General features: G+C 47.8%; 21 protein-coding genes. 7 read left to right on the top strand and 14 right to left on the bottom strand.

The window, feature by feature from the left end; genetic code table 11:
* Nucleotides 1-55 precede the first annotated feature (55 nt).
* From OCU49_RS15470 to OCU49_RS15460, 3 genes are all read right to left on the bottom strand, one after another.
* On the bottom strand, nt 56-502 hold the full coding sequence (locus OCU49_RS15470) for a class I SAM-dependent methyltransferase (protein WP_261841457.1): 447 nt from the start codon (nt 500-502) through the stop codon (nt 56-58).
* A 168-nt stretch (nt 503-670) separates the two neighbouring features.
* Nucleotides 671-958 (bottom strand): TfoX/Sxy family DNA transformation protein, encoded by a 288-nt coding sequence (locus tag OCU49_RS15465; RefSeq protein WP_261841456.1) that lies wholly within the window; start codon nt 956-958, stop codon nt 671-673.
* Nucleotides 959-1,009: 51 nt separating this feature from the next.
* Nucleotides 1,010-1,627 carry a LysE family translocator gene (locus OCU49_RS15460; protein WP_261841455.1) on the bottom strand — a complete coding sequence of 206 codons (618 nt, stop codon included), beginning with the start codon at nt 1,625-1,627 and terminating at the stop codon, nt 1,010-1,012.
* A 188-nt stretch (nt 1,628-1,815) separates the two neighbouring features.
* On the opposite strand from OCU49_RS15460, the gene OCU49_RS15455 reads away from it, so the two are divergent.
* Entirely contained in the window at nt 1,816-2,322 is a 507-nt protein-coding gene (locus OCU49_RS15455; RefSeq protein WP_261841454.1) for a GNAT family N-acetyltransferase, read from the top strand.
* 109 nt (nt 2,323-2,431) lie between these two features.
* On the opposite strand, the gene OCU49_RS15450 is transcribed toward OCU49_RS15455, so the two are convergent.
* The 6 genes from OCU49_RS15450 to OCU49_RS15425 form a co-directional block, all read right to left on the bottom strand.
* A complete protein-coding gene (locus OCU49_RS15450) occupies nt 2,432-2,722 on the bottom strand; it encodes a putative quinol monooxygenase (protein ID WP_261841453.1) in 291 nt (96 codons plus the stop codon).
* A 91-nt stretch (nt 2,723-2,813) separates the two neighbouring features.
* A complete protein-coding gene (locus OCU49_RS15445) occupies nt 2,814-3,695 on the bottom strand; it encodes an AraC family transcriptional regulator (RefSeq protein WP_261841452.1) in 882 nt (293 codons plus the stop codon).
* Between the two features lie 155 nt (nt 3,696-3,850).
* Complete coding sequence (locus OCU49_RS15440; protein ID WP_261841451.1) at nt 3,851-4,654, bottom strand: ABC transporter ATP-binding protein; 804 nt, start codon at nt 4,652-4,654, stop codon at nt 3,851-3,853.
* On the bottom strand, nt 4,651-5,565 hold the full coding sequence (locus tag OCU49_RS15435; RefSeq protein WP_261841450.1) for an ABC transporter permease: 915 nt from the start codon (nt 5,563-5,565) through the stop codon (nt 4,651-4,653). Before OCU49_RS15435 ends, OCU49_RS15440 begins: the two co-directional genes overlap by 4 nt.
* Before the next feature lie 16 nt (nt 5,566-5,581).
* A complete protein-coding gene (locus OCU49_RS15430; RefSeq protein ID WP_261841449.1) occupies nt 5,582-6,544 on the bottom strand; it encodes an ABC transporter substrate-binding protein in 963 nt (320 codons plus the stop codon).
* 231 nt (nt 6,545-6,775) lie between these two features.
* Nucleotides 6,776-7,717 (bottom strand): LysR family transcriptional regulator, encoded by a 942-nt coding sequence (locus OCU49_RS15425; protein WP_261841448.1) that lies wholly within the window; start codon nt 7,715-7,717, stop codon nt 6,776-6,778.
* 179 nt (nt 7,718-7,896) lie between these two features.
* Between OCU49_RS15425 and OCU49_RS15420 the strand changes: the two genes are divergently transcribed.
* The 4 genes from OCU49_RS15420 (at nt 7,897) to fabV (ending at nt 11,848) form a co-directional block, all read left to right on the top strand.
* Entirely contained in the window at nt 7,897-8,157 is a 261-nt protein-coding gene (locus OCU49_RS15420; protein ID WP_261841447.1) for a DUF1127 domain-containing protein, read from the top strand.
* 476 nt (nt 8,158-8,633) lie between these two features.
* A complete protein-coding gene (locus OCU49_RS15415; RefSeq protein WP_261841446.1) occupies nt 8,634-9,383 on the top strand; it encodes an electron transfer flavoprotein subunit beta/FixA family protein in 750 nt (249 codons plus the stop codon).
* Complete coding sequence (locus OCU49_RS15410; protein ID WP_261841445.1) at nt 9,383-10,312, top strand: FAD-binding protein; 930 nt, start codon at nt 9,383-9,385, stop codon at nt 10,310-10,312. Before OCU49_RS15415 ends, OCU49_RS15410 begins: the two co-directional genes overlap by 1 nt.
* 342 nt (nt 10,313-10,654) lie before the next feature.
* Complete coding sequence (gene fabV, locus OCU49_RS15405) at nt 10,655-11,848, top strand: enoyl-ACP reductase FabV (RefSeq protein WP_261841444.1); 1,194 nt, start codon at nt 10,655-10,657, stop codon at nt 11,846-11,848.
* A gap of 68 nt (nt 11,849-11,916) precedes the next feature.
* On the opposite strand, the gene OCU49_RS15400 is transcribed toward fabV, so the two are convergent.
* The 5 genes from OCU49_RS15400 to OCU49_RS15380 all read right to left on the bottom strand — a co-directional run bounded on the left by OCU49_RS15400 (nt 11,917) and on the right by OCU49_RS15380 (nt 19,185).
* On the bottom strand, nt 11,917-13,218 hold the full coding sequence (locus OCU49_RS15400; RefSeq protein ID WP_261845245.1) for a TolC family outer membrane protein: 1,302 nt from the start codon (nt 13,216-13,218) through the stop codon (nt 11,917-11,919).
* Nucleotides 13,219-13,249: 31 nt separating this feature from the next.
* Nucleotides 13,250-16,354 carry an efflux RND transporter permease subunit gene (locus OCU49_RS15395; RefSeq protein WP_261841443.1) on the bottom strand — a complete coding sequence of 1,035 codons (3,105 nt, stop codon included), beginning with the start codon at nt 16,352-16,354 and terminating at the stop codon, nt 13,250-13,252.
* Nucleotides 16,354-17,415, bottom strand: coding sequence for an efflux RND transporter periplasmic adaptor subunit (locus OCU49_RS15390; RefSeq protein ID WP_261841442.1), 1,062 nt, complete (start codon nt 17,413-17,415; stop codon nt 16,354-16,356). The genes OCU49_RS15395 and OCU49_RS15390 overlap by 1 nt, the downstream gene beginning before the upstream one ends.
* Nucleotides 17,412-18,035 (bottom strand): TetR/AcrR family transcriptional regulator, encoded by a 624-nt coding sequence (locus OCU49_RS15385; protein ID WP_261841441.1) that lies wholly within the window; start codon nt 18,033-18,035, stop codon nt 17,412-17,414. The genes OCU49_RS15390 and OCU49_RS15385 overlap by 4 nt, the downstream gene beginning before the upstream one ends.
* Before the next feature lie 301 nt (nt 18,036-18,336).
* The gene (locus tag OCU49_RS15380) at nt 18,337-19,185 is read right to left on the bottom strand and encodes a DMT family transporter (protein WP_261841440.1); all 849 of its coding nucleotides are present in this window, start codon (nt 19,183-19,185) and stop codon (nt 18,337-18,339) included.
* A 209-nt stretch (nt 19,186-19,394) separates the two neighbouring features.
* Between OCU49_RS15380 and OCU49_RS15375 the strand changes: the two genes are divergently transcribed.
* Nucleotides 19,395-19,934, top strand: coding sequence for a hydrolase (locus OCU49_RS15375; protein ID WP_261841439.1), 540 nt, complete (start codon nt 19,395-19,397; stop codon nt 19,932-19,934).
* A gap of 217 nt (nt 19,935-20,151) precedes the next feature.
* Nucleotides 20,152-21,084: an SPFH domain-containing protein gene (locus OCU49_RS15370; RefSeq protein WP_261841438.1), complete on the top strand. Its 933-nt coding sequence runs from the start codon at nt 20,152-20,154 to the stop codon at nt 21,082-21,084.
* Nucleotides 21,085-21,090 lie beyond the last annotated feature (6 nt).

The following is a 21,090-nucleotide window of genomic DNA, read 5'->3' as shown; positions in this document are numbered from 1 at the left end:
TGCTCAAGTATTCGGAATAGTTCTTCTTAATGTCGGCTAGCAGTTAGCCCATTGGCTAATCTTTTAATTCGTATAAATACACAGGTGATTTGTACAAGTCATTTAACTGAATTGTTCTGGCTGGTGTATGTGACGGTAACGAGAAGTTATTACTGATCAGATAATTCAGGTTTTCATGTTTAGTCTTCAGCTTATTCTCAATTGTCTGCATCCCGCCGGGAAACAAATAACAGATGATGACAGAGGCGTCGCTAAGGTCTGCCTGTAAGAAGTTCTTTCGATGTAGCTGAATGTTGTTGAGACCAAACAGGGTTTTAAGTATGACGGTTGTCAGCCATGGCATAACCGATAATTCATAGCCGATTATTTTCCGCTGAGGGTATTTTCTTGCCAGTGGGATAAGTAAATTTCCCCAGCCGCTGCCTAGCTCGAAAATTGGTCCGGTTCCGGTCTCCTCACTCAGCTGAAGGATAGCCTTACGGGCTTTTTTGGAGCTGGGCATGGGGGATATTCCAACCCATAGTGTGCTCCAGACAATAGTGCCTCCGATAAAAGTTATGAGTATCAGTAAAGCTATTTCAAAGCCTGTCAAAGGCTATACCTCAATTTGTCGTTGGCTAAGTCTGTGGCGCTGTAGAGCGGTTTCAGTCAGGTGTTGCATCATCGCTGGCTATTTGGGTGCCAGCCCTAAGTCATCTAACTGCATCAGTATTTCAGTTTTACGTGTTTTAGCTACATCCAGCCAGTGAAGGTTTTCCCGTGCGCCGATGATGGCGTAAATAGAGTTCATGCCCATGCCTTTCATCGGTTTGATTTTGGCATAGAGTTCATAAGGGTCTGTTGCCATAAATTCTTCGACTGAATGGATATCTACTTCGGCGAGAATTTCCTCGCTTCTTGGGCCGAAACCGTTTAGGTCACGGAGCCGCTTCGGTGCTTTGGGGTAAGGTGATTCCATAGCTGTTTGTTGCCTGATCTGTTGAAAGAGGAAAATTAGAATCGTTGTATTTTACTTGGATGTTGCCATCAGTGCGCTTCCACTGAGATAAAGCCCGCCACTAATATAGTTTACTTTTTTCTGCATCTGACTGTTCGTAAAAGAGGTTTTTGCTTTGGCTGCAGCCATTGCATAACAGGCCAGAACTATAGCGGCGGAGACCAGAGCCGTTATTATCAGAATGACGTATTGAAGCAAGTGGTTTGCACTAGGGTCGAAGAACTGACTGAGAAATGCCATGTAGAATACGATGGATTTAGGATTTAACAGTGCAGTTAAGAAACCAGAACTAAAGCTGCTGTATTGAGAAGTTTGAGAAGGGTTATCAGCTGCCGAAGATATTTGTCTGGCCTGTATGATCTGACAAATGCCGAGATAGGCCAGATAGATAACGCCCAGCCATTTAACAATCAGAAACAGCAGTGCAGAGGTTTGCAAAATTGCGCCGACGCCAAGTAGGGATAAGAGTATTAAAATAGTGCTGCCCAAGGTTGCGCCTGCAATACAAACATAGGCAGCGCCTAAGCTTCTGGTAAGTGCTATACCTGTTGTCAGTAAAACACTTGGGCCGGGAATAATAGAAAGCAGGGTGCAGGCAACTGCGTAAGCTATCCAGGTTTCAAAATTCATATTGACGTTATCCTTGTCTGCCGGGACGGTAAGTCTTGAGTAGAATGGCTTACTCGGTGAGTTGCTTTTGGGCTGCTTTCACTGAGGTTATAACTGGGAATATAACTGGGGCTATAACAAATAGCAGCCAAAATTATGAGTAGGATAGAGGCTTTATTGTTTAGCCGACGCTTCAGAGAGATCAGATCATGAAGATTATTTACGAAACAGCCAGATTAAAGGTATACGAACTGTTACAGAATTCGGCACAGGCGGATAAGGCTGATCTACTTAATCAGGCTGTAGAGGTGCTTTCACCTGCAGTAGTGGAAAATCTGCCGGGTTACTTTCATGGCATAAATACAGTTGCAGCGGCTAATGAATGGCTTGACCGGATGTTGGCAGAAAGCCGCCTGTTTATGCTCAGGCTTACTGAGGTTGATACGATTATTGGTTTTGTATTTGTATATGCCGGGGACAACAAAGATGCGCATATAGGCTATTTATTAGCAGAGCGTTACTGGGGTAAAGGACTTGCCAGTGAGGTGCTGGCCGGTTTAATTCACTATGCAGAAAGCATGACTGACTGGCAGGTGTTGATTGCCGGTGTTGATAAAGCCAATGTTGCGTCATCCGGGCTACTTACAAAACTGAAGTTTATCCGTCAGCCGTCGGATGGCGATTCAGTGTTTTATCATTATCACCTGAACAGATAAAACAGCCGCAACCAATGCGAAGTGAGAGAAACAAAACGCCCCGAAGGTTCGGGGCGTTTAAGGTTTTGCTGGCTATTGCTTGCTGCTACCTGCCGTTAGCGTTATTAATTTACAGTTCTGACAGGTGGAAATATTTTATCTCTGGCGGTGCATCCAAAAAGTGGCTTAGTTGTTCCATTACGCCGTTGTTTTGGATGAATTGCAGATAAGCCTGATGGCTTTCTACTGACTGCCATTCTTCATCCAGTAACATTTCGTTGTGTTCTTTATTCAGCAGAACATTCACCTGGATATTACCTGCAAAATTTCTGACGTTTGGCAGGTTTTCTTTCAGAAATGGCTGTAGGTCCTGAAGTGTGTGTGGCTTTAGCTTGCAGTTGAGCGTAACGCGAACATTCATGTTGTTTTCCTTTGATATTTGATTTTAATGAACCATAAACAAAGGAATGTTGGGTAACTGCTTAAGAGCAGCCAAAAGTATCAAATATTAGTCATTTGCTGAGCTTTATTTGTTTAGGCGTCACGCCGTATTTTATTTTAAAGGCCCTGATGAAGTTTGATACGTTTTCGTAGCCGACAGCCATAGCTGTTTCCGTCACTGAGATGTTTTGTTCTTCCAGTAGGGTCTTTGCATGACAGAGGCGTTTTTCCTGTAGCCACTGTTTAGGGGACATCTCGTAGATGTTTTTAAAGTCGCGGTTGAAGCTCGAAATACTTCTGCCAGATATATTGGCCAAATCAGTCACGCTAAGCTGAATAATGTCATGTTGTTCTAGAAGGCGTGCCAGGTTTCGTTTTGGTAATTTCGTTTTAATATTTAACAGGCATTTATACAGTTTTTGTTTGGCACTTTCGTTGGCAATCAGAAACAACAATTCATGCAGTTTAGTTGCCAGGTAGCCCGGGTCTTGTATATCACGGCTAACAGAGGTGAAGAACGACCTCAGATCAGGATTTTTTGGTAAAAGATGGGGTTCTGCAGGGGCAGTATCAGCGTCAGGCAATTGTTTTATACGAGCCAGAAAGTCGGTGATGGTCTGATCACTGAAAAATACCAGATAAGCACTGAGTGATTCGGTTTGTTTAACGAAATCAGAATGAAGATTTAAGCCCTGAGGAATGAATACGGAATCGCCTGGTAGAAGTTCAATGGATTCATTTGCGCTGTTAGTGATGACTTCACGGCCACTGTCTATGTAAATGAAACAGGGGCTGTTGGTGTAAAACTCGATGTTTGTTAAATCATTCTGTAGGGCTTTATAGAAGATTACAGAGTGTTGATCCTGGTTGATTATTGTTACGTCTTGCATGGCAAACAGCGCTTGGGGAATCACCAGAATGTTAGTCTGGGTATGTTCAAATATTGTTGCCATATTGCTGAGTTCCGTGTGTTTGTACCAGGCTAACTGAATTCTTTATACCAAGTGATGATGGATAAGAAAACGCCCCGATAAATCGGGGCGTTTTGAAGCTGCTTAAGAAAGCTAATTCAGGCGTTTAGTACTGGAGTTTTAATAAGGCGCTAAAACTAGCTACCTAGTAACAATTTGTCATCGTCCAGTGCTTCATCACCGCCCCGGGCTTTAGCGAACAGGTCGAGCAGGTCGCTGACTTCATAGTTACTGCGGTCTTCACCTGCAAGGTCGAACACAATCTTGCCTTCATGTAGCATCAGTGTGCGGCTGCCGAAATCCAGTGCCTGACGCATTGAGTGCGTCACCATCATCACTGTGAGTTGTTTCTCAGCAATGATCTGGGCGCTGATATCCATAATCAGTGCAGCCGTTTTCGGATCCAGTGCGGCGGTGTGCTCATCCAATAGCAGGATGCTGCTCGGTTGCAGGGCAGACATCAGCAGGCTGACAGATTGGCGTTGACCACCAGACAGCAGCCCCATTTCTGAATCGAGACGGTTTTCCAGCCCCAGATTAAGACGGCTCAGTTGTTCACGGAAGATAACCCGGAGCTTATCGTTGAGCGCGAATGACAACTTACCACGTGAGCCCCGGCCATAAGCCAGTGCCATATTCTCTTCAACGGTCATGCTGGCGCAGGTGCCTGCAAGAGGGTCCTGGAATACCCGGGCAACGTCTTTAGTACGGCCAGTTGCAGGGGTTTTCGTAACGTCTTTGTCGCCGAACAGAATTTTGCCGCCACTGGCTGGAATGTCGCCAGCGACTGCGTTGAGCAATGTTGACTTACCCGCGCCGTTGGAGCCGATAACAGTGACGAACTCGCCCTGAGGGATTTCAAGATCGATGCCGCGAAGGGCTTTCTTTTCAGTCGGCAGGCCAGCGTTAAAGGTTACTCGGAGTTGTTCACAGCGAATCATGCATCACCTCCGTTGGCTTTAATAGCTGCTTGCTTGGCTTTCCATTCTTTACGCAGTTGTGGCAGTACCAGTGCAAGACCAACCAGCAAGGCGGTGATCAGGTTGAGGTCCGATGCGTTAAATCCAAGGAAGTCTGCGTTGAGCGCAAAGCCAATTGCCAGTCGGTAAAGAATAGAGCCGACAATACAGCTAAAGATGATGATCAGCATTTTGCGGCTGCTTAGCAGAGTTTCACCAACGATAACTGCTGCCAGACCAACAACTATGGTACCTATGCCCATTGTGGAGTCGGCAAAGCCGTTGGTTTGTGCAAACAGGGCACCGGCCAGTGCGACCAGGCCGTTAGAAAGTGCCAGGCCAGCATAGACTTTTTCTTTAACAACAATGCCGTTGGCTTGCGCCATACGCTTATTGGCACCGACTGCCCGCATGGCCAGGCCATACTGAGTACGTAGAAAAAGTGCCAGTAAAATACCAACAGTGATCACGAACACGCCGACGAAGAGCGGCTTCAGGTACATGTTTGCCAGCCCTAAACCTTCAAATGGTGTCAGAACTGTCGGATCAGTAATCAGTGCCAGGTTAGGTTTGCCCATGACGCGCAGGTTAATGGTATACAGCGCGGTCATGGTCAGAATACTGGCTAACAAATGCAGAATATTAAACCGCAGGTTAAGCCATGCGGTAACAACGCCTGCTGCTGCACCTGCCAGGCATCCGGCAAATGTTGCGAGATAAGGGTTAACGCTGCTGACGATCAGTGCAGCAGTGACTGCTGCGCCCAGGGTAAAGCTGCCGTCAACAGTCAGGTCCGGGAAGTCGAGTACCCGGAAGGTCAGATATACGCCCATGGCGACCAGCCCGAATATCAGGCCGATCTCCAGGGTACCCATGAATGAAAATAAAGACATTGTGGGTGAGGGTTCCTTACTCGATCACTTGAGTCGCGCGGGCAGTTACGCTGGCAGGAATTTCAATTCCCATGCGTGCAGCCATTTTAGGGTTAATAGCCAGGTTAGTACCTTCAGCGAATTTAACCGGGATGTCACCGGCGTTTTCGCCGTTCAGTACACGCAGAACCAGTTCACCGGTTTGCTTGCCAAGGTCGTAGTAGTTGAAACCCAGCGCTGCGATAGCACCGCGGGCAACAGAGTCAGTGTCAGCAGCGAATACAGGTATCTGACCGTCGATACCGGTTTTAACAACCGCTTCCAGGGCAGAAATAATGGTGTTGTCGATAGGGCAGTAAATAGCGTCAGCTTTGCCAATTAGCTTTTGGCTGGCAAATGCTACATCAGATGATTTTGGCGCTGGCGCTTCAATGATCTTGATGCCTTTCTCTTTAGCGATAACTTTCAGAGCTTCAACACTGGATACCGCATTTGGCTCGCCCGGGTTGTAAGGTACGCCCAGGGTTTTCAGGTTTGGCATGATTTCCTGCAGCAGTTCCAGCTGTTGCGCCAGAGGCAGCATGTCAGACAGACCGGTTACGTTACCGCCTGGCTTTTCAATGTTGCTCACCAGTTTAGCGCCTAATGGATCAGTCACTACTGAGAAAATAACCGGGATGTTTTCGCTGGCAGTTACTGCTGCCTGAGCGGAAGGGGTTGCAATAGCAACGATTAGATCAGGCTCATCACCGACCATTTTACGGGCGATCTGTACCGCAGTTGCCGGGCTGCCCTGAGCACTTTCGAAGGTGAATTTCAGGTTGTCTTCGGTGTAACCGTTTTCCATCAGGCTGTCTTTAATGCCTGCGCGAACCGAATCAAGAGCTGGGTGTTCAACAATAGCGGTGGTCGCGATGTAAGTCTGATCTGCGGCCTGCGCAGTTGTACAAAGTACGCCTGCCGCCAAAGCTGCTGCCTTGACAATAGTAGTGAATTTCATGGTGTTAACTCCAAATTTAACGGGGTCGCGGCTTTTTTAAAGCTGTGTAAAGAAGTGTCTGGCGGGCTGAAAAATAGCCGTATTCGCGCAGAAAGTGCCTACCTTAACCGGATTGCAATTCAAAGTAAAAATGCACTTATTCCTGGCGGTTATATTAGTATTTGCTTAAGTGAATCAGTTGCCGGTGAGCTGTGCCCAGGTCGTCTTACATTAAGGCTTATAAATAAAAGCTTATGAGTGAAGATCTTTTAAATCATGTTGCTGGCTGAATGTTTGCCAGCCGTTTTCTATGACTTTTAATTCTTCTTTAAGCCAGCTTTCAAAGCGGATGATTTTCTCCCGCTGAAAGTGTGCAGGCGGCGCGACCATAAAGAAGCTGTAAGCTGATTTAACGGCAACAGCGGCAGGGCAGATTAACTGGCCACGTTGCAGTAATTCATAGACCAGACTGAAGCGCATCATTGCCAGCCCCTGTGCACTGAGGAGCGCTTCAACCAGCATGTTTGCATCTGAAACATAGAGTTTGGATTTGCTCTTTTCCATTGAAAACCCTAATGCTACTTCAACTTCAGCGCTGATGAACTGAACATCCGGCGCCTGATCAATCAGCATTGGCATTTTAGTCAGCTGTGGTTTCACCGGTTGTTCCGGATCCAGCAATGACGGATGGCAAACCGGTAGTAAATAGTCTTCCAGTAAAAGCCGTGATTCCAGTCCTGGATATTCTCCGATACCGAAACGGATCGCTAAATCCAGGCTCTTATCGTCGAAGCTGGCGAGCCCAAGACTGGGGCTGAGTCTGATACTGATGTCTTCAGCGTGCTGCTGAAAGAACCCTAGCCGTGGTACCAGCCAACGTGCGGCAAAAGATGGCAGTGCACTCAGGGTAAGCTGATCGGGGTAAGGATCTTTACTGAGTTCCAGTACACCTGTTTCGATATGCCTAAAGGCCTTACTGATATGGTTTAGCAGTATCTGGCCTTCAGGGGTCAGGCTTACTTCCCGTGTTTTTCGTTGAAACAGGCGAATATCAAGATGCTCTTCTAAACCACGAATTTGCTGACTTATAGCGGCCTGAGTGACGTGTAACTGCTCAGCGGCTTCTTTAAAGCTGCCGCTTTCGCCGGCGTGTCGAAATGCCTGTAACGCTTTAAGTGGCGGTAATCGGTTCATCTGGACATCCTGAAAAAAATATATAAGTAAGATTTTCTTAAGTATATGTAAAAACTAATCGTTTGTCGTGATCACTGCCATATACAAGAATACTCCCATACACAACGCATACATAACGTATAAAAAAGCTAAGCGCTGTAGATAAGACCTTAATAGGTTTTGCGCTGAGGAGTATTGAAATGACCACGTTTAATCCATGCTATAAGCCAGAAAAACTTAACTTAAACGCTAATCGTGCTACTCAGGCGACTACACAGAATAAGTTGCAGAAAACTGCAGATAAGCAGCCAGGTTTGCAAATTGAAGGCCGGTTAAAGCTGTGGTTGCATAACTGGCGTACGCGTCGCCAGCTGGCTCAGCTTGATTCTGCAGCACTGAAAGATCTGGGGCTGAGCAGGGCGGATGCACTTAACGAAGCAGATAAGCCTTTTTGGCATTAAGTCTGTCGTTAAGTCTGGCGCTATATTTGCCTGCTTATTTAGTTAACGTCTGTAAAAATTGCGCAATACCCTGTCGGTTCACCGGCGGGGTATTTTACTTTGTGGGAGGACGTTTTCTGATCGCTTAATGACGCATTGAAAAATATCCCTTAAATGCGCTGTAGCAGACAGGCTGCGGGGCGATGACGTTTCTGGTGCAGAGTCGTCCTGTATCTGGTCTATATGCGACCTGAGGCAGGATTCTTATTGAAATTGGCTGCGCTCTATCTTATAAGAAGTTCTCGATTTTATGAGCTTTCTTTTATTTGCCTTATTACGGGCGATTGCTTATTACCTTTTCAGGTGATTGCTTATTAAAAGGCGCTATGTAAAATAAGTGAATTCCCTAATGTGTCGATACTGATGTATCGATGGTTAAGTCAGGGTATTTTTTTAGCGGTCATTAACCAAACAATTTAGATAGGGACGGTGTACGAATGAAAGTACTGGTAACTGTCAAGCGGGTTATCGATTACAACGTAAAGGTACGTGTAAAGTCCGATAATACTGATGTTGATCTAACCAATGTAAAAATGGCGATGAATCCTTTCTGTGAAATCGCTGTAGAAGAAGCGGTTCGCCTGAAAGAATCAGGTGTTGCCAGTGAAGTTGTTGTTGTGTCTTTGGGCCCACAAGCTGCGCAGGAACAGATCCGTACTGCTCTGGCGCTGGGTGCTGACCGTGGCATTCTGGTTCAGTCTGATGAGACGCTGGAATCTTTACACGTTGCTAAGCTGCTGGCTAAGGTAATCGAGCAGGAGCAACCTGGTCTGGTTATTACTGGTAAGCAGGCGATCGACAGCGATAACAACCAGACTGGTCAGATGCTTGCTGCACTGACAGGTATGGCTCAGGGTACTTTCGCATCTGAAGTTAAGATCGAAGGCGATAAGGCTCTGGTTACTCGTGAAGTTGACGGCGGTCTGCAAACTGTTGAGCTGGCGATGCCTGCTCTGGTTACAACTGACCTGCGTCTGAACGAACCACGTTACGCGTCTCTGCCGAACATCATGAAGGCGAAGAAGAAGCCAATGGCGACTACTACGCCGGAAGAGCTGGGTGTAACTATCAAAGCGCACACTGAAGTGTTGCGTGTCGATACTCCTGAAGAACGTCAGGCAGGTATCAAGGTGGCGAGCGTTGACGAGCTGGTAGAAAAACTGAAGAACGAAGCGAAGGTGATCTGATGGCTACGTTAATCATTGCAGAACACGATAATTCAACGCTGAAAGCAGCTACACTGCACGCGGTAACAGCTGCTCAGCAAGTTGGTGGTGACATCGACGTACTGGTTGCTGGTAGCGCTTGTCAGGCTGCGGCTGAAGAAGCAGCGAAAGTTGCTGGCGTTTCTAAGGTCCTGGTTGCAGACAATGCTGTTTACGCAAACCAGCTGGCTGAAAACGTTGCTAAGCTGATTGCTGAAGTGGGTGCTGGTTATTCCCACATCATGGCTACTTCTACTCCAGAAACTAAAAACGTTCTGCCACGCGCTGCTGCGCTGCTGGACGTAGGTCAGATCTCTGACATCCTGCGTGTTGATAGCGCTGACACTTTCGGTCGTCCTATCTATGCGGGTAACGCGATTGCGACTGTTAAAGCTCTGGATGCTATCAAGGTTATCACTGTTCGTAGCACTGCTTTCGAGCCAGCTGCTGCTGAAGGTGGTAGCGCGGCTGTTGAAGCTGTTGCTGCTGCACACGATGCAGGCCTGTCTACGTTCGTAAGTGATGAAGTTGCTCAGAGCGACCGTCCTGAACTGACCTCTGCTAAGATTATCGTTTCCGGTGGTCGTGGTATGGGTAACGGCGAAAACTTCGCAATGCTGGATTCTGTTGCTGACAAGCTGGGTGCAGCTGTTGGTGCATCCCGTGCTGCTGTTGATGCCGGTTTCGTACCAAACGACATGCAGGTTGGCCAGACAGGTAAGATTGTTGCACCTGATCTGTACGTTGCAGTTGGTATCTCCGGTGCGATCCAGCACCTGGCAGGTATGAAGGACTCTAAAGTCATTGTTGCGATCAACAAAGACGACGAAGCGCCTATCTTCCAGGTTGCCGATTACGGCCTGGTAGCAGACCTGTTTGAAGCTGTTCCTGAACTGGACAGTAAGCTGTAATAACAGCCGATCAGAAAAAGCCGCCCGGGAGACCGCGCGGCTTTTTTGTTGCCTGTTGTTTTCTTAGGCAGAGCAAGGGCAGGGCTGTAATCCTGAAGCGGTTGAATAATATAGCCAGGCTGTTATGAAAACAGAGCCTAAATTCCTTTATTTCAGTGACTTGTAAGTGTACGTAAATGACGCTGAAAGGCATGAAGCTGACCCTGCTATAACACTCTAAAGGTTCCTTAAAATGCCAAAATCAGGTATCTTTAGCCGCTGTTTTAAAGTTTCGTACGTTTTAGGGGCATCTCACCGGAATGTGAGGCCCGCCCGGCGTGCACTTACCAAAGTGGATAGCTAATGATTATCAAACCAAAGATTCGCGGTTTTATTTGTACCACCACTCACCCTGTCGGTTGTGAGCAGAACATTCAGGAGCAGATCGATTTAACTAAATCAAAAGGCGCGATCGAGAACGGTCCTAAGCGTGTTTTGGTTGTAGGGTCCTCCAGTGGTTACGGCATGTCTTCGCGGATTACAGCAGCATTTGGCTGTGGTGCAGCTACCATAGGTGTATTTTTTGAGAAGCCAGCGACAGAGCGTAAAACCGGTACAGCTGGCTGGTACAACGCTGCCGCTTTTGACAAAAAAGCACATGAAGCAGGTTTGTACGCAAGGAGCCTGAATGGCGATGCGTTTTCGAATGAAGCAAAGCAAAAGACTATTGATCTGATCAAAGAAGACTTAGGTCAGATTGATATGGTGGTTTACTCACTGGCATCTCCAGTGCGTAAAATGCCGGAAACCGGTGAAGTTATCCGTTCCTGCCTGAAGCCAATCGGTGAGGTATACCGTTCGACTGCTATCGATACTAACAAAGACGTTATCATTGATGCAGAAGTTGAGCCGGCGACTGATGAAGAGATCGCTAATACTGTTACAGTTATGGGCGGTGAAGATTGGGAGCTGTGGATTAACCAGCTGAACGAAGCGGGTGTTCTGGCTGAAGGTTGTAAGACAGTTGCTTACAGCTACATCGGTACTGAAATTACCTGGCCGATTTACTGGGACGGTGCACTGGGTCAGGCGAAGAAAGACGTTGACCGTGCAGCAACTGCATTGAATGAGACTCTGGGTAAGACTGGCGGTAGCGCTAATGTAGCTGTGCTGAAGTCTGTTGTAACTCAGGCGAGTTCTGCGATTCCTGTTATGCCTTTGTATCTGTCTATGGTCTTCAAGATCATGCGTGCGGAAGGTGTGCATGAAGGTTGTATGGATCAGGTTTACCGTTTATTCGATTCTGCAATTGCAGGTTCTACCGGTCAGGTTGATGCTGAAAACCGTCTGCGTATGGATGACTGGGAATTGCGTGATGATATCCAGCAGAAGTGCCAGGCGCTATGGGCTCAGGTTACTTCTGAGAACTTATTCGAGCTGACCGATTATCAGCTGTATAAGGATGAGTTCCTGAAGCTGTTTGGCTTTGGTGTTGATGGCGTCGATTACGATGCGGATGTAAGCCCTGAAGTTGAGTTTGATGTTATCGACATCTGATTCGCTGATGCGGACGAAAAAAAACGCGCTTTATAGCGCGTTTTTTTGTGTCTGAAGATTAGCAGGTGTTAGCCTTGCTCACTTTCGGCAACCATCCAGATATCCAGACCCTGAATGTCTTCAGGATTCAAAGTGCCAATAACCTGCTTAAAGCGGAACAGGTTTAACACATAGTTGAAACGCGCTTCGGCGTAATCACGCTGTGCACGGTAGAGGTTTTGCTCTGCCTGTAATACGTCTACTACGTTACGCGTACCGACGTTGAAACCTTCTTCAGTGGCTTTCAGTGCGGTTTCGCTGGAGCGAATGCTTTGTTTGCGGGCAGCAACACTCAGAACGTCAGTGGACAGATTGCGCAGCAGGCTGCGGGTGTCTAGCTTGATACCCTGAAACACGTCTTCACGGTTTTGCAGTGCTTCATCCAGACGGTATTCTGATTCTCTGATCTGTGAGCTGGTTCCGCCACCGGAATACAGTGGCAGACTGAATGTCAGACCGATCTGATTGGTTTCGTTACGGTTGTCGTTAAAGGTGGTGCCTTTGTCCTGATCGTGGCTGGCGGTCAGAGATACTGTTGGTTTATGTCCGCTACGGTTAATCCGTGTCAGTTGGCGGCTGGACTCAACATTGCTGTCGGCTACCTGCAGTGCCAGGTTGCCTTCTCTGGCTTTGTTTAGCCAGGCATTGGCATCATTGGATTCCAGGTTGTCGATAGGGTATTTAGCGCTGAGTACATCAACGTCGTTGTAACTTTGGCCAGCCAGGCGTTCGATCGCTTCAAAGCTGTTATCCAGTTCACCTTCGGCAAGAATTCGGGAAACTTTGGCGTTGTCATAAGATGCCTGAGCTTCGTGAACATCTGTGATAGGAATCAGACCAACTTCAAACTGCGCGTTAACCTGATCCAGACGACGTTTAATCGCGCGTTCTTCAGCTTGCGTCGTTTCCAGTGTGTTCTTGGCGCGCAGTACGTTCAGGTAGCTTTCTACACTGCGGATAATCAGGTTTTGCTGAGTCTGCTCATATTGCAGTTGAGCTGTCTGGCTGAGAGCTTTGCCACGTTCAACACCGTACCAGGCAGCAGAGTTATAGATCGGCTGGCTCAGGCTGACGGTATAGCCCGTGTTGTTAAAATCACGGGTGGTGGTTTCATTCCGGGTCGCGTTGGCGTTCAGGCTGATCGTTGGGCGTAAGCCTGCTTCTGCCTGTGGAATTGCTTCCGTACCAGCCAGAGATGATGCGGCTGAAGCTTTAAGTTGTGGGTCGTGCTGTAGGGCCTGCTGATAGATGTCTGCCAGGCTGCCTGCTTGTGCTATTGAGGCTTGAATGCAGCCTGCCAGCAAGGTTAAGCGGCAAAGATTTTTTACCATTTTCACGTTAGTTTTCCTTTCCTGTCAGCTGTTACTTAGTGTTGCTGTTAATGATGCTATCAGTGTTCATCGTGTCAGTTTTTTCAGCTACTTCCTGGTAAGAGACCTGTTTAAACAGGCGCTTACCAAGATAACTGTATACCGTAGGTATTACAAATAGAGTCAGAATTGTTCCCAGTGTCATGCCTCCGACGATTACCCAACCCAGTTGCTGGCGGCTTTCTGCACCCGCACCCATGGCGAAAGCCAGTGGGAAGGCGCCTAATACTGTCGCAGCAGTGGTCATCAGAATAGGACGTAACCGCAGGATTGCTGCTTCAAGTACAGCGTCGCTGACGCTGGCGCCTTTCTGTTGTAACTGGTTGGCAAACTCGACAATCAGAATGCCGTGTTTGGTGACCAGGCCTATCAGGGTTATCAGGCCAATTTTACTGTAGATGCTGAGTGACGCACCGGTGAAATACAGAGCCATTACTGCACCAAAGATTGCTGGTGGTACAGATAGCATGATGATCAGCGGGTGCTTAAAGCTTTCAAACTGTGCAGCCAGTACCAGAAAGGTAAAGAGGGCAGCCAGTGCAGCTGTGATGATCAGGCTGTTGCTGGAATTTTTGAATTCCCGCGATTGTCCGCCGTAGTCATATAAAGTGTTAGGGCTGATCTCAGCCATGGCCTGTTCGATAAAGTCCAAGGCTTCGCCGACGCTGTAACCGGGTGCCAGAATTGCCTGGAAAGTAACAGACTTCATCTTATCGAAGTGGTTAAGCTCCTTTGGTGCAACGCTTTCCTGTACATCGACAAGGTTCGATAGCTGGATCATTTCGTCATTCTGATTGCGCAGGTACAGATTGCTCAGATCAGCCGGGTTGCTTCGTTCATCAGGCTGAACCTGTACGATCACGTCGTACTGTTCACCGTCCTTCTTAAAGCGGGTAACCTGGCGGCTGGCGATGTACGTTTCCAGTGTGCGTCCGATCAGGCTGACATCCACACCGACTTCAGAGGCTTTGTTACGGTCAACATCAATGGCCAGTTCAGGTTTATTCAGTTTCAGATCCACATCCGGCTGGATGAAGCCCGGATTCTGCAGAATCCGCCCCATTAGCTGGTCAGCAATGCCCTGTAGTTCGGAGTAATCACTGTTCGATTTGATGATGAATTCAACCGGACGGGAGATAAAGCTCTGGCCCAGTGAAGGCAGGTTCATCGCGAATGACATGGTGCCGGTTACGCCGCCGAACAGCTGCGGTGTCAGTTGCGCAGCAATGGATTGCTGGCTACGGGCACGTTCTTCCCATGGTTTCAGGGAAATGAATGCCATCGAGTTGGTTTCAGTAGGGAAGCCAACAATGCTGAAGTAGTGGCGGCCTTCCGGTACTTCGCTGAGCATGCCTTCAACCTGACGGGCGTACTTGTCTACAAAGCCGACAGATGCCCCGTCCGGAGCAATAGACATTGCCAGAATATCACCACGGTCTTCGGTCGGTGCCAGTTCCTGTGGTAGTTGCGTGTAGAAGTAATAACTACCGAAAATACTGCCGGCCATAATAGCCAGTGCCAGCATTCGGGAACGCAGCACGAACTTCAGCGATGCGGCGTAGCTGTTATTCAACGCTATTAACCAGCCTTCAACCAGATTAAACAGGGCGCTGTGGCGTTTCTCGTGCTTCAGGAGGCGGGAAGCCATCATTGGAGACAGTGTAAGGGCGATAAATGTAGACACCACAACAGCGCCTGCCAGTGTCAGCGAGAACTCAGTAAACAGTTTGCCGGTACGTCCGGGGGTGAAAGCAACCGGGGCAAATACAGCAACCAGTGTCAGTGTTGTCGCGATTACCGCGAAGCCAATTTCCCGGCTGCCTTTGAAAGCTGCCTGAATGGGGGTCATACCGTTTTCAACGTGTCGGTATATGTTTTCCAGCATTACGATGGCGTCATCTACCACTAAGCCAATCGCCAGTACCATGGCCAGCAGGGTGAGGGTGTTCACGCTGAAACCAAAGAAATACATCATGGCAAATACGCCCACCAGTGACAGCGGAATAGTAATAACCGGAATCAGGGTGGCGCGAACGTTTCGCAGAAAGAAGAAAATAACCAGTATAACCAGACCACTGGCCTGCAGAATTGTACTGAATACCGAATCAATAGACTTGGCAATAAAGATAGAAGAGTCGTATGCGATCTTCACTTTGATGCCTTCAGGCAGGCTTGCCTGAATCTGTGGCAGACGTTCTTTTATTCCGTCGGATACATCCAGTGGGTTCGCGGTTGACTGTTTTACAACACCTAGTGCAATGGCAGTTTCGCCATTGAAGCGCGATACTTTGCGGTCATCTTCCGGGGCAATGTTAACGGTAGCAACGTCGCGGATACGTACCGGATAACCGCTGTCGTTACGTATAATAATGTCATTGAACTGTTCTACTGTGTTCAGATCTGTACGGGACAGCACGCTGAATTCACGTTGTGAACTTTCGATACGGCCGGCAGGTATCTCAACGTTCTGCTTATTCAGTGCGTCTTCGATGTCTTGCGGAATTACTTTATAAGCAGCCATTCGTGCGGGATCAAGCCAGATGCGCATGGCATAGCGACGGTCGCCAAACAGCAGAACGTTTGCAACGCCTGATACGGTTTGAAGAGGATCTTTTACCAGGCGATCTGTCAGATCGGACATAAGCATTGGATCATGACGGTCGGAAGACAGGGCAAGCCAGATTATTGGCTGTGCATCCGCTTCAGATTTACTGGTAACAGGCTCATCTACGTCATCCGGTAGCTGGCCACGTACCCGTCCAACCCGGTCCCGGACATCGTTTGCTGCATTGTCAGAGTCACGGTCAAGATTGAAGGTAACAGTGATCTGGCTGGTTTCTGAGCGGCTGATAGAGCTGATGAAATCAACCCCTTCAATACCGGATAAAGAGTCTTCGATTATCTGGGTAACCTGGCTTTCTATTATAGATGCGCTGGCGCCAGGGTATTTGGTTTCAACGGTTACAACCGGTACGTCGATTTTTGGGTATTCCCGCACCGTTAACCGGTCATACGCGATGGCGCCGATCAGTAAGATCAGCAGGCTCATCACACTGGCCAGTACCGGACGCTGGATACTGATATCAGAGAGGATCATTACTCAGACTCCCCTTTAGCTGACTGGCTGCCGTCAACAAAGATAGGTGTTACCGGCATGCCAGGGAAGAGTTTTAACTGGCCAGCGGTGACGATTACGTCATCAGCCGCCAGGCCGCTAGCGATATGTACTTCTGCACCACGGCGCTGGCCGATTTCAACGTTGACCATTTCAATGCTGTTATCAACAACCTTATATACGAAGAACTTATTATTCTTCGGAATAATCGCTTCTTCCGGCACCATGACGGCTGCATCTAAGCTGTCCAATAGAATTTGAACCTTGGCAAACAGGCCTGGGCGCAGTTTGAGTTCCGGGTTTGGTACCCGGGCACGTACCAGTACGTTGTGGCTACGGTCGTTAATAGTGGGTGAAATAGCATAAATTTCACCGCTGAAAGATTCACCACGCAGGGCGTCACTGTTGAGTTTGATTGTCTGGCCTGGCTTCAGGCGGGCGAAGAACTTTTCAGGCACACGGAATTCTACTTTCATGGTGTGGTTATCAACCAGCTCGACTAAGTCTTCGCCGGCGTTTACGTAATCACCAGGGCTGACTTTTCGCAAACCAATGCTGCCCGGGTATGGAGCAGTGATGGTCATTTTAGCCAGACGGGTTTCGGCTAATACCTGCTGTGCCTGATCAACACGTAACTGAGCCAGCGCTGAGTCGCGGTCCTGCTGCGAACCAACACGTTTCTTGGATAGACTGTCTGCACGCTTAAAGGCGATCTGGCTCAGTGCTACACGGGCTTTAGCCTGCTGCAGTTCAGCAGCATAAATGGCAGTATCCAGTTGTATCAGTTGCTGGCCCTGTTCAACGATAGAGCCTTCTTCGAACAGTACTTCACGGATGATGCCGCTTTGCTCAGGGCGCAGAATAACCGCTTCGTTAGCGGTCAGGTTGCCGACAACTTCAATAGTGTCGTCAAGCTGGGTTGTTGTTGCGTGTACAACTTCAGCCGGCAGCCCCTGCGGTGCTTCGTCTGCGGCCTGACTGATACTGGGTATAAGTATCAGGCTGGTCGCGCAGGCCAGCAGGTATTGTTTCATCGGCTTCATGCATTGTTCTCCTGGCTTGCGCCATCGGGGGCTTTAAATAGAGTAAACAGAGTATCTACAGTTTCCTGCAGTGGCTGGGTTGAGCCATTAACTTTAGTTCTCAGCAGAGCGCCTTGCCAGCTGTCCCAGAACAACTTAGCCATGACGTCTACGGGCATATCAGTACGAACATCACCTTCTTGCTGAGCAACAACCAGATCTTCAGTAATACAGCTAATAACTTCTTCGGAAGAGGCTTGAATTACCTTGCGGAATGACTCGCTAAGGTTGCCAACTTCCCCCATCAGATTGGTAAGCAGGCAGCCACAAAGATTAGGATCTTGTTCGTAGCCATCAACAAAGGAATTTATCATTTCACGTATTTGCTGCAGGCGACGGCCTTCAGTGGTGGCGAAGTGGTGTTGCCACTTTGCGTTTTCCTGGTCGTGATGATAGTTCAGTACGTCCACGGCAAATTGTTCTTTGCTTTCAAAGTAGTTGTAGAAAGAGCCCTTAGGGACTTGGCAGGCATCGAGAATCTCTTTTATGCCAGTACCGTGATAACCACGCTGGTTAAACAGTTCCATGCCTTTTTCAAGGATAGTTTCGCGGTTGTGTTCGTTACGTTTAGGTCGATTCATAGTCTGCGTCTTAACGTTTTCTTAACTTCTTCTTTACCGGGTCTGTGTTGTAATAGATGATTTTTTAAATTAATTAGACCGGTCGTCTTAAAACTGTGCGTCGATTCTATAGTAGCTTTTTAAGCTTGCCAAGTTTAGTTGCGATTTGGATCTTTAATCGTGCTGATTGGATATTTTAATCAACGCAAAAGTAAACTGTGAGTCGAGATTTGTAACGATTTGTTAAGCTGATAAGAAGTGCACTGCTTTGCCATAAACAGATAGCTTGTTCGCAAGCTTTTTAGTTCTGTTCTCGCCATGTCTACACAGGTTTACGCCACCGCAGCAGGCTGTGAGCCAGCAGCGTTAAAATAACCACTGATCCGCCCTGTAACGTTGAGGTAGGTGGCACTTCTTGCAGAATCAGCCAGACCCATAAAGGTCCCAATGCTGTTTCCAGAAGCATCATCATGCTGACTTCTGCTGCAGGAATTCGCATTGGCCCAAGTGTAATCAGAATGAATGCTGCTGGCAGAACCACAACGCACAGAGCGATTATCCATAACCAGTCCTGTGGGGCCATGATAAAAGGATTGGCAAAACAGGCCGCGATTGCCGCCATCATGATACCCGCGAGTATTAAGGACGGTGTCATATCCCGGGAGCGGGCGTGTCGGTCGTTGACGAACTTTGCAGAAATACCAAGACAGCAAAGTACAGCGAACATGTCCCCCAGCATTTTGCCACTGTGCCAGCCGTCCCTGAGCACCCAGACAATGCCGCCCATACAGATAAATATCGCTATCCAGGTTATTGGTGGAGATTTTTCTTTAAGGAAAATATGGGCCAGTACTGCTGAGATCATAGGCGTAGCGCTGATGATGACTAGGACGTTTGCGGCTGAGGTTATTTTGATAGCGCTGACGAAGGAAAAGCTGCTAATAGCAAACAGAGCCGCTGAGCGGAGCATAGCAGCATCAAACTGCAGGGTATTTACACGGGGTTTATAGCTTTTGCACCAGATATAGACCACTAAGCTAAGCAGGCTGCCGCGCCAGAAAATTAAGCCAAAAGAGTGAGCGTCTATCAGGCGTATCAGCAGTGCATCAAAGCTGAGAATCGTGACCCCAAGTGCTGTCAGCAGAGCGCCTTTTAGGTATTCGTTATGCATATTGGCATGTTACAGAGTGGCGAGTTACTGATGCTTTATAAGTATATGTTGGCACCTTGATTTAGCGTCCTTGTCTGAATACTGTGAGTTAAGACGTAAGTTACAACTGTCTTATATATTGCTATATGGCTTTTATCTTTAGTCTTTTCGCTTACGTTCCCGGAAGTTCGGCGGGTTACAGTATAATGATACAAAAAACAGGAGTGTATATGTTAACCGCTGAAACAACAGCTCTTATTGTGATCGATGTGCAGGGCAAACTGGCGCGTAGTATGTATAACGCTGAAACAATGCTGCAATGCATAACCAGGGCAATACAGGGGGCCAAAATACTGGGAATACCGGTGTTGCATATTGAACAGTATCCTCAGGGGCTTGGTGCTACTTTACCTGAGGTCAGTGAATTACTGGCGGACCAGACTCCTATGTCAAAAACCACATTTGACTGTTGTGGTAACCCGGAAATTGTTAGCAGGATTGAAAGCCTTAATAAGACAAATCTGCTGGTGTGCGGCCTGGAAGCACATATTTGTGTGTATCAGTCAGTGAGGAGCTTACTGTCGAAAGGTTATAACGTTGAAATCATCGAAGATGCTATTTCATCCCGCACCGCTGAAAACCGTGCTTTAGGTTTAAACCGGATGACTGCGGCGGGAGCCCAGCGTACGTCTGTAGAAATGTGTCTGTTTGATCTGGTGCAGGATGCTGCCAGCCCTGCTTTCAGACAGCTGCTACCCTTATTTAAATAAAGCTTCGTTTCTTAACAGCGGAAAATTTTAGCTCTGATGTTGCCTGAGAAAATGTAATTCGTTCATTTTTACAGGCAATACCGTCAGGTTTTTCAATAAAGCTGCCAAGCGTTAACAGACGCTGGTAGTATGCTGCGACGAAAGTTATACGTATATCTGTGTCGTGTTCAGAAATGACCGTGGTGCAGGTTCAGACAATGTTTAAATGGAGTTATAAATGTTTGATTTAGGTATTTCTCAATTTGGCGTTACTTCAATAGTACTGCTGATTCTGGTATTGCTGGTTATCTATTCCGGTGCGAAAGTTGTTCCGCAGGGTTATGGCTGGACGGTAGAGCGTTTTGGGCGCTATACCCGTACTTTACCGCCAGGTCTGCACATTATTATTCCTTTTATCGATACCATTGGGCACCGTCAGAATATGATGGAGCAGGTATTGGATGTTCCTCCGCAGGAAGTTATCAGCTCAGATAACGCTATGGTTACTACGGATGCGGTATGCTTCTTTCAGGTATTAGACGCAGCTAAATCCAGCTATGAGGTCAATGATCTTTACCGGGCGATGCAAAACCTGGTGATGACCAATATTCGTGCGGTAGTTGGCTCGATGGAGCTGGATCAGATGTTATCTAATCGCGATTCAATTAATGGCACTCTTTTATCCAAGGTCGATGAAGCGACAGATCCGTGGGGTGTGAAAGTAACCCGGGTTGAGATTCGTGATATTTCTCCGCCGCAGGATCTGGTTGAAGCTATGGCAAACCAGATGAAGGCAGAGCGTGAAAAGCGTGCAGCAATTCTGAATGCTGAAGGTGAGCGTCAGGCTGCCATTGCTGTTGCGGAAGGTGAGAAGCAAGCGTCTATTTTACGTGCTGAAGGCCAGAAAGAAGCGGCTTTCCGTGAAGCTGAGGCACGTGAGCGTGAGGCTGAAGCTGAAGCTCGTGCAACCCAGATGGTATCAGAGGCTATTTCTCAGGGTAATCCGCAGGCTCTGAATTACTTCGTTGCGCAAAAATATGTTGAAGCTTTGCAGGGCGTTGCTTCGGCAGAAAACAGTAAAGTGATTATGATGCCGCTGGAAGCCAGTAACGTAATTGGCTCTGTTGCCGGTATCAGTGAGTTGCTGAATGCAACTAAGATCAAGGGGTAAAGCGGT

The sequence above is a fragment of the Aliamphritea ceti genome (genome assembly GCF_024347215.1).
Classification (GTDB): Bacteria; Pseudomonadota; Gammaproteobacteria; order Pseudomonadales; family Balneatricaceae; genus Amphritea; species Amphritea ceti.
Note: the sequence above shows the minus strand (reverse complement) of the source record. Positions and strands in the feature narration are given on the sequence as shown.

Bases quoted from the DNA above. Each gene is read 5' to 3' on its own strand.
- OCU49_RS15470 (WP_261841457.1), bottom strand. From the start codon at position 502: ATGCCCAGCTCCAAAAAAGCCCGTAAGGCTATCCTTCAGCTGAGTGAG.
- OCU49_RS15465 (WP_261841456.1), bottom strand. From the start codon at position 958: ATGGAATCACCTTACCCCAAAGCACCGAAGCGGCTCCGTGACCTAAAC.
- OCU49_RS15460 (WP_261841455.1), bottom strand. From the start codon at position 1,627: ATGAATTTTGAAACCTGGATAGCTTACGCAGTTGCCTGCACCCTGCTT.
- OCU49_RS15455 (WP_261841454.1), top strand. From the start codon at position 1,816: ATGAAGATTATTTACGAAACAGCCAGATTAAAGGTATACGAACTGTTA.
- OCU49_RS15450 (WP_261841453.1), bottom strand. From the start codon at position 2,722: ATGAATGTTCGCGTTACGCTCAACTGCAAGCTAAAGCCACACACACTT.
- OCU49_RS15445 (WP_261841452.1), bottom strand. From the start codon at position 3,695: ATGGCAACAATATTTGAACATACCCAGACTAACATTCTGGTGATTCCC.
- OCU49_RS15440 (WP_261841451.1), bottom strand. From the start codon at position 4,654: ATGATTCGCTGTGAACAACTCCGAGTAACCTTTAACGCTGGCCTGCCG.
- OCU49_RS15435 (WP_261841450.1), bottom strand. From the start codon at position 5,565: ATGTCTTTATTTTCATTCATGGGTACCCTGGAGATCGGCCTGATATTC.
- OCU49_RS15430 (WP_261841449.1), bottom strand. From the start codon at position 6,544: ATGAAATTCACTACTATTGTCAAGGCAGCAGCTTTGGCGGCAGGCGTA.
- OCU49_RS15425 (WP_261841448.1), bottom strand. From the start codon at position 7,717: ATGAACCGATTACCGCCACTTAAAGCGTTACAGGCATTTCGACACGCC.
- OCU49_RS15420 (WP_261841447.1), top strand. From the start codon at position 7,897: ATGACCACGTTTAATCCATGCTATAAGCCAGAAAAACTTAACTTAAAC.
- OCU49_RS15415 (WP_261841446.1), top strand. From the start codon at position 8,634: ATGAAAGTACTGGTAACTGTCAAGCGGGTTATCGATTACAACGTAAAG.
- OCU49_RS15410 (WP_261841445.1), top strand. From the start codon at position 9,383: ATGGCTACGTTAATCATTGCAGAACACGATAATTCAACGCTGAAAGCA.
- fabV (WP_261841444.1), top strand. From the start codon at position 10,655: ATGATTATCAAACCAAAGATTCGCGGTTTTATTTGTACCACCACTCAC.
- OCU49_RS15400 (WP_261845245.1), bottom strand. From the start codon at position 13,218: ATGGTAAAAAATCTTTGCCGCTTAACCTTGCTGGCAGGCTGCATTCAA.
- OCU49_RS15395 (WP_261841443.1), bottom strand. From the start codon at position 16,354: ATGATCCTCTCTGATATCAGTATCCAGCGTCCGGTACTGGCCAGTGTG.
- OCU49_RS15390 (WP_261841442.1), bottom strand. From the start codon at position 17,415: ATGAAGCCGATGAAACAATACCTGCTGGCCTGCGCGACCAGCCTGATA.
- OCU49_RS15385 (WP_261841441.1), bottom strand. From the start codon at position 18,035: ATGAATCGACCTAAACGTAACGAACACAACCGCGAAACTATCCTTGAA.
- OCU49_RS15380 (WP_261841440.1), bottom strand. From the start codon at position 19,185: ATGCATAACGAATACCTAAAAGGCGCTCTGCTGACAGCACTTGGGGTC.
- OCU49_RS15375 (WP_261841439.1), top strand. From the start codon at position 19,395: ATGTTAACCGCTGAAACAACAGCTCTTATTGTGATCGATGTGCAGGGC.
- OCU49_RS15370 (WP_261841438.1), top strand. From the start codon at position 20,152: ATGTTTGATTTAGGTATTTCTCAATTTGGCGTTACTTCAATAGTACTG.